The sequence below is a fragment of the Hufsiella arboris genome, from assembly GCF_009834875.1.
Classification (GTDB): Bacteria; Bacteroidota; Bacteroidia; order Sphingobacteriales; family Sphingobacteriaceae; genus Hufsiella_A; species Hufsiella_A arboris.
In genome coordinates, this window is record NZ_WVHT01000001.1 from 626,504 (window position 1) to 639,365 (window position 12,862).

Annotated in this window: 7 protein-coding genes; all 7 read left to right on the plus strand. The window is 42.0% G+C overall.

What is annotated here, in order from left to right; translation table 11 throughout:
* The 7 genes from GS399_RS02755 (at position 1) to GS399_RS02785 (ending at position 12,674) form a co-directional block, all read left to right on the plus strand.
* The gene (locus tag GS399_RS02755; RefSeq protein WP_160843040.1) at positions 1-1,407 is read left to right on the plus strand and encodes a RagB/SusD family nutrient uptake outer membrane protein; all 1,407 of its coding nucleotides are present in this window, start codon (positions 1-3) and stop codon (positions 1,405-1,407) included.
* A 408-nt stretch (positions 1,408-1,815) separates the two neighbouring features.
* Entirely contained in the window at positions 1,816-5,028 is a 3,213-nt protein-coding gene (locus GS399_RS02760) for a SusC/RagA family TonB-linked outer membrane protein (protein ID WP_160843041.1), read from the plus strand.
* An 11-nt stretch (positions 5,029-5,039) separates the two neighbouring features.
* The gene (locus GS399_RS02765) at positions 5,040-6,542 is read left to right on the plus strand and encodes a SusD/RagB family nutrient-binding outer membrane lipoprotein (protein WP_160843042.1); all 1,503 of its coding nucleotides are present in this window, start codon (positions 5,040-5,042) and stop codon (positions 6,540-6,542) included.
* Between the two features lie 46 nt (positions 6,543-6,588).
* A complete protein-coding gene (locus GS399_RS02770) occupies positions 6,589-7,047 on the plus strand; it encodes a lipid-binding protein (protein ID WP_160843043.1) in 459 nt (152 codons plus the stop codon).
* Positions 7,048-7,329: 282 nt separating this feature from the next.
* Positions 7,330-10,566, plus strand: coding sequence for a SusC/RagA family TonB-linked outer membrane protein (locus GS399_RS02775; RefSeq protein ID WP_160843044.1), 3,237 nt, complete (start codon positions 7,330-7,332; stop codon positions 10,564-10,566).
* 9 nt (positions 10,567-10,575) lie between these two features.
* Complete coding sequence (locus GS399_RS02780) at positions 10,576-12,135, plus strand: SusD/RagB family nutrient-binding outer membrane lipoprotein (protein WP_160843045.1); 1,560 nt, start codon at positions 10,576-10,578, stop codon at positions 12,133-12,135.
* Between the two features lie 8 nt (positions 12,136-12,143).
* Positions 12,144-12,674 (plus strand): DUF1735 domain-containing protein, encoded by a 531-nt coding sequence (locus GS399_RS02785; RefSeq protein ID WP_160843046.1) that lies wholly within the window; start codon positions 12,144-12,146, stop codon positions 12,672-12,674.
* The last annotated feature ends 188 nt before the right edge of the window (positions 12,675-12,862 follow it).

The following is a 12,862-nucleotide window of genomic DNA, read 5'->3' on the forward strand; positions in this document are numbered from 1 at the left end:
ATGAAAAGGAAAATTTTATATATCATAATAACGTTTATCGGAGTCGTTTTTTTAAATGCGTGCAAAGATGACTTTTTGGATCAAACTCCTTCAAACGCGGCTCCAACAGGCGAAGCCTTAAACACTGATAATGATGTTCTGACTGCATTAACCGGTGCATATGCAGGTTTGCGGTCCGTAAATCTTTATGGAAGAACAATACCGGTTTCAGGAGATTTATTAGCCAATAATACGTTTGTTTCCCAGCGGAACTCAGGAAGATATACCGGTTTCGACCGGTATAGTTACACAGTAAGTAACACAGATGCGGCGGGGATGTGGAACAGCGCTTACGCTGTAATTTTAAGAGCTAATAACATTATCAATTCAACACCAACGGGCGACCAGGCAACCATTGACCAATACAAAGGGGAAGCTTATGCGATTCGTGCTTTGATGTACTTTGAACTTGTTCGGTTTTTCGCTAAGCCTTATACTGATGACCCTTCTTCTCCGGGAGTTCCTATTGTATTAACTTTCGATTACTCGCTGAAGCCCGCAAGGAGTTCGGTTGAGGAGGTATATACGCAAATTTTGTCGGATCTGGATAAGGCTTATACCATGACGGCTGATTATAACGGTAGTTCCAGATTATCTAAATATTCAGCGCGCGCACTTGCAGCAAAAGTAAATCTATTTAAAGGTACGACAGCCTCAAACGCGCTGGCGCTGGAATATGCCGACGACGTAATTGCAAACGGGGGATTTTTGTTGCTGCCAGCCGAGCGTGTTCAGGCATATTGGTCAGATCCTAAACCTCAGAGTGTAAAATTGGAAACATTGTTTGAAGTTGTTTCTGATGAAGTCGACAACTTAGGAACTGATGGATTCTCCTACATGTTCAGCCAGGATGGTTATGGAGACATCCTTTCCAACCCGGCAGTTTATAATTTGTATTCGGATGATGACGCCAGAAAAGGCCTGATTGAGGAAGGTGCGCGTTCTGGAGGTGAAGATCCTGCATATATAATAAGTAAATTCCCGAATGTTTCAGGAGACGTCGACGATACAAAAGTCCTGAGGTTGTCCGAAGTGTTTTTAATTGCGGCCGAAGCTGCAGCCCGCACGGGAGATGAAACTCAGGCGCTGACATTGCTCAATACGTTAGTGTCTCAGAGAGATCCGTCTCTGGTATATGAATCATCAGGGGCTCAATTGGTAACTGATATCCTTCTTGAACGTAGAAAAGAAATGGCATTTGAAGGCGATTGGTTTCACGAACTAAACCGGTTGAAGCTTCCGATAACAGGTCGTGTGCACAATCCAACCAGTGTTCCTTACGGGGATTACCGGCGCGTATTTCCAATTCCTCAAAGCGAGAAAGACGCAAATCCCGGCATACAGCAAAATGCCGGTTGGGGAGGATAATGGTAATTGATAAATTTAGTTGAAGCCGCTTCCATTGAAGCGGCTTTTTTATTTTTGGCCATTCCCAGGTGAGCCCTGTCAAATACCATATTCAATTTCGGTCCAAAAAATACATTTGCTACGTTGAAAGGCAGATTTTTGTTTGTAATTTTTTTATGACTGAAACTTATTTTCTTAAATACTATGCTAGCATAGTAGTTTTGCGGTTTAACATATTGATTATCTTGAAGATAGCGATTAAATAATTTTCAACAATTTGCCAAATTCATAATTTAAGTACGTAAAAATCATATAAACCAATCGTAACAAAGCAGTTGCGTTGCCATTTTGTTAAAATTTGTTAAGATTTTTTGAATTTCATTTTGCAGATTTACGCCCTCATAATTAAATCATTAACAAACAAACAGAATGAAAAAACTTTTATCGAGTTTATTTGCTCTGCTCGCATTATCGCTTTCTGTATTTGCACAGGAACGAGCTGTTACCGGTAGAGTAACAGACAGGGCAGACAAATCTCCTTTACCGGGGGTGAGCGTAAAAATTAAAGGAACATCGGTAGGAACTCAAACGAATGTTGACGGAAAGTTCAGTATTCGAGTAAGCGACAACGCGACCTTAGTATTTACTTACATTGGCTATGGCAGCCAGGAAATAGCAGTTGGAACCCAAAGTTCAATCGACGTGGTTTTAGGCACGGATGCAAAGCAACTGGGAGAGGTTGTTGTAACTGCGCTGGGTATGTCAAGGGAGAAGAAAACTTTAGGGTACTCGTCCACGCAAGTGAACTCTGAAGAAATTAACAGAGCAGCCCCTACAAATATCGTTTCTGGTATACAGGGTAAGGTTGCAGGTGTTGATATATCTTCGACATCTGGTTCACCAGGCGGATCAAGTAAAGTAATATTGAGAGGTTTCTCATCCATCGGAGGAAATAATCAACCTTTGTATGTAATCGACGGTGTTCCGGTTAATAATAGCAGACCTGGTGATGCATCACCTGTCGGCAGTATTGGGGATCTTTCCGAAAACTATGATTTCGGAAATGCTGCAAACGATATTAACCCGAACGATATCGAAAGTATCAGTATTTTGAAAGGCGCAGCAGCCAGCTCGCTTTACGGATCACGTGCGTCAAACGGCGTTATATTAATTACTACTAAAAAGGGAAAAGCAGGAAAATTTAAGATTGATTTCTCAAGCGCAGCTTCATTTACAAACGTTTCTATTGTTCCAAATCTTCAGGACGTATTTGGTCAGGGATGGGGCAAAGAAAACTGGATCGCTGAGAACGGTAGCTGGGGCCCAAAACTTGACGGCCAAGTCCGTCCTTACGGGTCTATCGTAGACGGTGAACAATTATCACGGCCATTTTCTGCAGTAAATGATAACTTTAGAAATGCCTTTGATACTGGAAAGGAATTTAATAATAACATCGCATTTAGCGGTGGCAATGAATCCTCTACATTCCATTTTTCTTACGGTAATATCAATAGCAATGGTATTTTGCCAGGCGACAATGATTTATATAAACGAAACACACTTACTTTAAATGGGTCGACGAAATATAAAGCATTAACCTTAAGCGCCTCTGCAAACTATGTTGGTAAGAACACCAGAGCTGTGCAAACTGGGCAAGCTGTATCAGGTGTTGGTTCGTCGTTCTATGAAGATGTTCTGCAAATACCAATAAGCTATCCGTTTGCTGATCTGAAGGATTACAATAACAAGTTTTATAATATTGACAATTACTTCACTCCATACGCACAGAATCCGTACTACTCAATTTATGAGAATGGATCGAGATTTAAGAGTGATCGCTTTTATGGAAATGTTGATTTGAAACTAAAAGCTACTGACTGGTTGAGCTTACAATTCCAGCAAGGCGCCGATGTTAATAATGTGGCTGATAAAATTTGGAATGCTAAAAACAATCCTGCTCCGGGAAGCTGGGCTGGTGGTGGCAATGACGAAGGATATGCCCGCCAGGAAAGTGTAGGAAACGTTATAGAGGGATCAGAGAGATATTACGAATTTGATTCCAAGTTTAACGCGATATTCAACAAAAAAATCAGTAATGATTTCCAATTCAATGGTTTGGCTGGTGCTAACTTCAACGATCGCGGATTAAGATCATCGTATACAGGAGTTGAAAATTTAGCCATTCCTGGATTTTATCAAATTAACAACACTGCGAATAATCCCGTAAGTACCGGCCTTGAAAGTGAAAGAAGGTTGTTCGGCGTTTATGCTTCTGCAACGTTCGGATATAAAACATGGGCCTATTTAACGCTGAATGCCCGTAACGATTGGAGCTCAACTTTACCAGAAGCTAACAGAAGTTACTTTTATCCAGGTGCCAACCTGTCGCTGATTGTATCGGAAGCTTTGGACTTATCATCTGCTAAGATTAGCTTGTTGAAATTAAGAGGAGCTTACGGAAAAACTGGTAGTGATACAGATCCTTATCGGATTTTTAATACATTATCACGTACCAGCGTTGCGTTAGGATATGGAAATATCACCTTCCCGATTGATGGCGTACCCGGATATTCGGTATCGAATGTGCTTAATAACAGTAGCTTAAAGCCTGAAATTAGCACCGAAACAGAAGTAGGTGGTGAAATCAGATTTTTTAACAATCGTGTAGGTTTGGATGCTTCATATTATAATCGTGTTACCGATAACCAAATTCTGCCGATCGTTACACCTCCTTCAACTGGTGTTACATCTCGAATTGTAAACTTTGGCAAGATTAGAAATCGAGGCGTTGAACTAGCGCTAAACGGAACTCCTGTGAAGACTCAAAATGTAACATGGGATCTTGGATACACATTCAGTAGGAATAGAAACAAGGTGCTCGAGTTGCCAAACGGCCTTGATAAAGTTGTTTTGAACAGTGCTTATGATGCTCAGTTCGTTGCGCAGGTAGGTCAACCATTAGGTGTTTTCCAGGCTCCTGTTCCTAAACTGGATCCGCAAGGGCATATTATCGTTGCAAGTAATGGCTTCCCGGTTGTTGCTGACAATCTTGGTAGCTATGGAAGTTCACAGAGAGACTATATTATGGGATTAGTTAATACACTTCGTGTTAAAGACTTTACCCTTGCTTTCACTCTTGATTACAGAGAGGGCGGTCTCTTCTATTCAGGAACTGCTGACTTACTAAACTTTGTCGGAAACGATTACAAAACATTATATAACGACAGGAGAACATTTATTGTTCCTAATTCTGTAGTAGAAGTAAAAGATGCTGCCGGCAAGGTTACTGGATATGCAGAAAACACTACTGCTATCTCCGAGGCTAATGTAAGTTCTTATTATTACACCAGCCAAGGTAAAGCTGTTGCATACCAAAACAGAATTTTAGATAAGTCATACTTTAAGCTAAGAGATGTAACGCTTACTTATGCTCTTCCAAAAAGTTTTGCATCAAAAATTAAAGCTGATCGGGCGACCCTTACTGCTTACGGAAGAAACTTATTGACGTGGCTTCCGCGTTCAAACCGCACTATCGATCCGGAAGTATCCAACTTCGGAAATGACCTAACCAGCGAATTCGGTGAATTCAGAACTGGTCCGTCAACTCGCAACTTCGGATTATCATTAAATCTAACGTTCTAGAGAAATTGAAAATGAAGAAAATATTTAAAATAACACAAGTAGCAGCACTTTCAACCCTTGTTTTGGTTGCAGGCTGTAAAAAACTTGATATAAACACAAGTCCGAATAATCCGTCTTTAGACGCGGCAACGGTTGAAACGCTCTTTCCGTCGGCAGTTATGTCCACGGCAGGAAGAACAGGTGGCGATCTTTCAATAATTGGTGGTCTGTGGGCGCAATACTGGACTCAAAATAATAATTCAAGTCAGTTTCGTACAGTTGACGCTTATGATGTTGCAAATACATCGAATTTTGTTACTGGTCCTTATTCGGAACTTTTTGCAGGGGCGTTAACTGATTACCAATTAGGTATAAAAAAATCAGTTGCCGCAGGCGACTGGAGATATAACCTGATGAACACGGTTATGAAGGCCTATACATACCAGGTTCTTGTGGATTTGTTCGATAAGGTTCCTTATTCTGAAGCGCTGCAACCTGAAACAATCCTTCAGCCAAAATTTGATGACGGATATACTATTTACACTTCACTGATCTCAGAAATTGATGCGGCTTTAGCGAAAGATTTTAAAAGCGCTGAGTTTAGTGCTGCTCAAACTAAAACCGACTTCGTGTTCGGAGATCATGGCAATGCCGGGTTTTCAAATGAGATGTCTAACTGGGTTAAGTTCGCAAATACATTAAAATTGAAAATGTATTTGCGTATGATAAATGCAAAACCGGCCGAAGCTGAAGCTGGAATAAAGAAGCTGTATCAGGACAAAGTCCAGTTCCTTGACATAAGCGCAGGAGTCGACAATTTCGTAGACGTGCCTAACTCCAGTAACCCTTTCTATGAGTATAATTTCCGCAGGTTAAATACTCCTGATAACCTAAAGGCTAGTAAAACCTTATCTAGCTGGTTGAATCTTAACAAAGATCCCAGAGCCAAAGCTTATTTTGGTAAGGATAATCCCGTTACATCAATTAACCAGGGAGATTATCTTGGAGGTTCCGCGCACCCGGAATATAATAGCGCCGTAAATCCGATAGTGAAAGCTACAGACCCGGTTTGGTTTATAAGCGAAGCTGAATCATATTTCATGCAAGCGGAAGCATTAGAGCGTTACTTTGGCGGTGCCGGAGCGAAGGATTTCTATGACAAAGGTGTTCAGACTGCATTTGCGCAGGTTTCATTAACACCGGGCTCATTATTAACAACAGCTTACGCGTACCCTCAAACAGGAACGTTAGAAAACAAGGTAGAAGCTATTATAGTACAAAAATGGGCTTCTCTTTTCGGATCTCACGCTTTAGAGGCATTTTTTGAGCAAAACAGAACTGGATATCCTAGAACAAGTCCCGTTTACTCAACAGACGCGTCTTATCAGCCTGGACAAATTGTTTATACTCCTAACGGCGTAACAGGCAGTGGAAATTTCCCAAGGAGATTTGTTTTCCCGGACTTTGAGAAAAGCAGAAATACTAACACACCGGCGCAAGTTCCGATTTATACGAAAGTTTGGTGGGGTAAATAATTTATAAAGAAGAAGTAAAATGACAAAAAATATAATTAAATGCGTTATGGCTGCAATTATTGTTGTAAGCATGGCGTCATGTAAAAAAGATCCCGAAGTTGGCGGCACAGCTGTGCAGGATATGTCGGGTGATTGGTTTGTTCGAGTTAATGAAACTGGACCATATATCGCTCTCTCTACATTTAATACGTCGGATAATGCACCCAATTTAATGTGGGTACAGTCTACAGGATTAAAGTCTGGTTCAACAGCAATAGGTATTAAAGGCAAGGTATCGATAGATTATTCAAGCAAAGTAATGTCGGCTACCGGTGTTCAAAATATTGCAGCAACAAAAACAACGATTCCAGTATTTGATGTGGCTGGAAAAATTATTGCTAACGGGACTAAGGGTTTCAAATCCGGGACACCAACAGACTCAATCTATTTTGATCTGAAGATAAACAGCACTCAATATCGGGTTAGCGGATATCATAAAACCGGCTTTATGGAAGACCTTCCATAAGTTAGTAATATTAAGCGTTGCTGGTCTGGCCAAACAGAGTTTCGCCACAGGTTAGCATATTAACAAATTCTTTAAAAGCGGCTTGCTCGGAAACGGGCAAGCCGCTTTTTGTTTTACACGTATTTGGTCAAAAAAATACACAAAATGATAACCTGTACTCTATTATGTTAAAGAAGTGTTAAAAAATGTTAAATTTGATTAACCTGCCAAGTCACGAGCCGAACGGATTCGACTTATCCTAATACACCTTAGCATTCTTCATTTCTACTTAACAATTTAACAATGAAAAAACTTTTACTGAGTTTATTCGCGTTGTTTGTGCTGGCTTTTTACGTACATGCACAAACCCGGACTGTAACAGGTACAGTTACCGCGAAAGAGGATGGCTTACCACTCCCTGGTGTAAGCGTAAAGATCAAGGGCGGCGCAACCGGTACACAAACATCGCCGGATGGCAGATTCTCAATCAGCGTACCTGCGGGTGCCGTCCTGGTATTCACTTATATTGGTTACGCCAGTCAGGAGGTGGCAGTTGGCAACAGTAACAACTTAGCTGTATCGCTTACTTCGGATACTAAACAACTTGGCGAAGTAGTGGTAACCGGAGCTTTGGGTATTAAACGGCAAGCGCGGGAAATTGGTTATTCGACAACCAGGGTCTCCTCAAAAGAGCTTACTCAAACTAACGTGACCAATATTGCCAATGGCCTCACCGGAAAAGCTGCAGGTTTGCAGGTAAGTACAATTAATAACGGCATCGATCCGCAAGTGCGTGTAACTCTTCGCGGTGCACGATCGATTAACGGTAATAACAATGCGTTGATTGTGGTCGATGGCGTTCCGATTCCAAACGGAAGCCTTAATTCAGTCAATCCTAATGATATCGAAGATATTAATATTCTGAAAGGCGCCGGTGCATCGGCCTTGTATGGATCGGAGGCGTCTAACGGTGCGATTATAATTACCACTAAAAAAGGCACACGTTCGGGCAAGCCGATCATTAAGTATGCAAATTCTTTTCAGTTGAACCAGGTGTCATATTTTCCGGAAATCCAAAGTAGCTATGGTCCATATGGTGGTGAAACTGTAGCCGACGGGTTTCGGGATCCGCTAACGGGTTTTTCGCTATTTACACCATACGAAAATCAGCTTTACGGCCCGGCTTATAACGGTGCACAATTTCAGTTGGGAGCGCCTACAGAAAGCGGCGAAGTAAACATCATTACCTATTCACCACAAAATGAAAATCCGATCAAAGCGTTCTTCGAAACGGGTATTACTGAGCAAAATGATTTTTCTTATCAAACCGGCGATAATGACAATGCATTCTATTTTTCTGCTCAGAACGTTTATACAACCGGTGTAGTGCAGGATGACCGGAACAAACGAACATCTGTAAGGCTGGCAGGCACTAAAAAATATGGAATCTTTAAAGCTGATCTCTCGGTGGACTACGCACGGAGCAACATCAGCACATTTGGCATCAATTACTCCACCAATGCTACTACGCAGATAATGTACGCCAACTTGTTTCAGTTGCCGGCGTTTATTAATATCAACGATCTGAAGGATGCGAATAACAGTAAGTTTTATAATCCTAACGATTATTACAGCGCCTATAATGTCAATCCATACTGGCAAATTCTCAATTCACGAGTAAACAGGATTGGCGATACCTTTTTGGGTAATCTGAACTTAAATTTAAAACCAACCGATTGGTTTGATGCAACATACCGTTTATCGCAAAATTTTGGCGTGAATAACCTGAAATCCACACGCAAAGAACAGCAGTTTTCACAGTACGCCGCATCCGATCCGCTGGGCGTGAGTAATATTCCGTCGCGCTATGGCGCAGCAGCGAAGGCTCCGGGATTCGTGCAGGACTATACGCAGTATGGCGATGGCACAACCAATTTAAATTTCAATACGAACTCCGGAATGTCGCGTTTGCAGCAAGATATTCTGTTAAACTTTAATCATACTTTTCTGAACAATGATTTAAAGGCAGGTTTGCTGCTTGGTAATACCATCTGGCAGGCAAAAGTCCGCACTCAGAATGATCAAAGTGGTAACCTGTTAATTCCCGGTTATTATAATATTAACGCAATCGCTGGAAATCCAACGGTGAATCAGTCTGAATATCTGATCAGGCAGATAGGCGCTTATGGATCATTGAACTTAAGCTACAAGGATTTCCTTTCAGTGCAGGCAACCGGTCGTAACGACTGGGATTCGCGGCTTTCAAAGGATAACCGCTCTTTCTTCTATCCTTCGGTTAACGGTGCCTTTGTATTTACCAATGCTTTCGAAGCATTGAAAAGCAATCGCATTTTTTCTTATGGAAAAATAAGAGCCTCATATGCGCAGGTTGGGCAGGTGAGCGCGCCTCCATATTCGATCAATAACACTTACACTGCTGCTTCTGGATTTCCCTACGGAGGTTTGGGCGGCTTCAGCTTAGGCATTATCAACAATAATCCAAATCTGAAACCGGAGAAAGTAAAAGAGATTGAATTCGGCCTTGAATACGGATTGTTTTCAAACCGTATAAATGGTTCGGCCGCTTATTACAAAGCTAACAGCCGAAATCAAACACTACAAGTTTTAACCTCGGCTTCAGCCGGATTCACTGCGGCTACCGTTAATGCCGGGGAAATTGAAAATACTGGCTGGGAGTTGGATTTGAGAGGAGAGGTCCTTCAGCAATCAAAGAGTAACTTTGGATTGACTCTGGGCGGTAATTTCGCTATTTATGATTCGGAAGTAATTTCGCTTATTCCCGGAAGCGACCAATTTCAAATCGCAGGAACCTCCACTTCAATTTACGCGGTAGTTGGTCAACCATACCCCTCTCTCATCGGCACCGATTTTAATCGTGATCCGCAGGGTCGTGTCGTCGTAAATGCGACAGGTTCTACAGCGGGATACCCAACGGTGAGTTCAACACAGCGGAATTACGGCAGAACTACTCCAAAATATGTGCTGGGACTAAATTTACAGGCTAGTTACAAGTTCGTTACGCTCTCTGCCGTTGCAGAATATAAAAGCGGATATGTAATTTATAACGCCATCGGCTCAACAATGAATTTTGGCGGTCTTTCGGCGATGAGCGCTTCCGCAGGACGCCAGCGCTTCATTTATCCGAATTCTGTAATTCAAACATCTCCTGGCGTTTACGAGCCTAACACAAGCGTTGCTGTTGTAGATGGTAATTACGGATTCTGGCAATCATCGCAATTTAACAGTGCCATCACACCATTTGTTAACAGCGCAGCATTCTGGAAATTAAGAGAAGTTAATCTTTCATTTAACCTGGATAAATTCGTAACAAAATCTAAAGCAATTAAGGGATTAACCTTTGCGCTTACTGGTAGAAATCTGCTGATGTTCAGACCTAAAGATAATGTTTGGACTGATCCCGAGTACAACCTGGATGCTACGAATGCAGTAGGTGTTACAAATGCGAATCAATTGCCTCCGTTACGGGTTTACGGAGCAAATCTTCAGGTTACTTTTTAATCGATTACCATGAAAAAAATAATTTCTATCATAGCATTGTCTTTAACGATCGGCGTGGCTGGTTGTAAAAAAGATTTTTTGGATCTAGAGACAAATCCAAATACGCCCTCTACGGCTAGCCCGCAATTGCTTTTATCGGGTGCATTGGTAACCACGGCCAACTTGTTTAATGTTCCTACAACAAACACCGGCGCAATAAGTCTTACCACTCAATCATACGTTTCGACGACGGGAGTTTGGATGGGCTATTGGACAAGTAGTGGCAATTACGTGCCCAGTTCCGTATTGAATACCAATAATTTTACCAATGCCAATTACCAGATTTTTACGCCTTTTTTCCTAAACGCGACAAACTACAACAATCTTGCAAATACTGCCGGATCCGACCCTTCGGCTGATTATTACGTGTCGGTCGCCAATATTATGAAGGCCTATGTGTTCCAGGAATTGGTCGATACCTATAATAATGTACCTTATACAGAAGCATTTAAGGGCCTGGAAGATATTACGCCGGCTTACGACAAAGGTGAGGCTATTTATGACGACTTGTTAAAGCAGCTCGATGCGTCGATTGCCCGGATAAAAGGCTCTTCCGCCAGTGTTTCCGCCGCGTTTAAAACTGCGGATGTCAGCTTTAAAGGCGATATGACAAAGTGGATTAAATTTGCAAATACTTTAAAACTTCGTATCGTGCTGCGGCAATGGCTGGCTTTACCCGCTAAACAGGCTGCATTAGCCTCGGCGATAGCGTCCACTTCAGGTGATGGATATATTGATGATACTTTCCAGGCCATTGTTAATCCCGGATATACCAATGATGATGCGAACGGACTTCGTCAAAGCCCATTTTATGTAGCTTATGCGTTCAATGCAGCCGGAGCGATATCATTACCAGGTGACTATTACAAAGCAAATGCGTATGTGATTAGTAAGCTAAAAGCGACTAATGATCCGCGTATCGAGAGATTATATACTCACCCGTCTGTAGGAGCGCCGCCCGCAGGTTCAGCTCCGGGAACACCTAACGACTTCTTTGGTAATATTTATGGATCGTCAGCACCAAAAAATAACGCCGGAACAAGCAGCATCGGGCCTGGTTTACTGAAAGGGTTTAATATGGATGCGGTGTTGCTCTCCTCTTCCGAGTCATTGTTCCTGCAGGCTGAAGCAGCCGATAAAGGTTTGATAGCAGGAAGCGCACAGTCGTTTTATGAACGCGGAATAACGGCGTCATTTGTTACCCTTGGTGTGGCTGACGCAGTAACCGCAGCAGCGGCATATTATGCTCAGCCTATTGTAAATGTCGGCTGGGCCGCGTCCGACGATAAATTACAGGCTATCATCAACCAAAAATGGACCGCCTTAAATGGTTATGGCAATATGGAGGCTTACAACGAATACCGAAGAACCGGCTTTCCATTAGATGTTCCTGTGTCAACCCAGTCGGCTCAGCCGGTCATTCCCACCCGTTTATTTTATCCACAATCCGAATATCAACAGAACGGTGAAAATGCCACAGCAGAAGGAACAATCAATCAGTTTTCATCCAAAATATTTTGGGCTAAATAATCAGAATCATGAAAAATGCGCTATATAAATTTATACCCGGCCTGCTTGCTGTTCTTACGTTAAGTTTCAGCTCCTGCCTAAAAGAAAACGAGGATACATATGTCGATTTTACGAAAGTCGGCACAACCGTTGAGCTCCCGTTGGCTGCATTGAACCAGGAAACTAGCGTTAAGGTAAAAGTACAAACCTATACAGCTGCCGATGCCGCTACCTTGCCCGTGGTTATAAACGTTGCGTCACCGGAGCCGTTAAAGAAAGATCTGGCGGTTACTCTGGGCATTAACGCTAACGACGCTTTAACAGCATTTAACACGGCGAATAAAACCGCCTATGTTTTACTTCCTGCCACCGCTTACACTGTCTCGAGTCTGTCGGCAACTATTCCTTCAGGGCAACGAACAGCTACAATTACCTTCCAAATTAATACAGCTATTGTAGGAACAACTACGAATTATGTTCTTCCGGTGACGCTTATTGACGCAAGCGGGGAAAAAATCAGTAACTATAATACCGTATTTTATAATATAGTTATTCGATAAAGGCGTAAATGTTTTTTTAAAGGTCGCGATCAGGAAGATTGCGACCTTTTTTTTGAGCCGATATTTGCAATGAGCCATTTAAATGGCAAATTTTGCTCAAAAATCTATCAATATTTCCAACAAAATGGTTTAAAAATTTTGATTTCATAAACTTCATACGCATATTTACTAATTATCAATCATTAACA

Excerpts from the sequence above, each read along its gene's own strand:
- GS399_RS02755 (WP_160843040.1), top strand. The coding sequence starts at position 1 with ATGAAAAGGAAAATTTTATATATCATAATAACGTTTATCGGAGTCGTT.
- GS399_RS02760 (WP_160843041.1), top strand. The coding sequence starts at position 1,816 with ATGAAAAAACTTTTATCGAGTTTATTTGCTCTGCTCGCATTATCGCTT.
- GS399_RS02765 (WP_160843042.1), top strand. The coding sequence starts at position 5,040 with ATGAAGAAAATATTTAAAATAACACAAGTAGCAGCACTTTCAACCCTT.
- GS399_RS02770 (WP_160843043.1), top strand. The coding sequence starts at position 6,589 with ATGGCTGCAATTATTGTTGTAAGCATGGCGTCATGTAAAAAAGATCCC.
- GS399_RS02775 (WP_160843044.1), top strand. The coding sequence starts at position 7,330 with ATGAAAAAACTTTTACTGAGTTTATTCGCGTTGTTTGTGCTGGCTTTT.
- GS399_RS02780 (WP_160843045.1), top strand. The coding sequence starts at position 10,576 with ATGAAAAAAATAATTTCTATCATAGCATTGTCTTTAACGATCGGCGTG.
- GS399_RS02785 (WP_160843046.1), top strand. The coding sequence starts at position 12,144 with ATGAAAAATGCGCTATATAAATTTATACCCGGCCTGCTTGCTGTTCTT.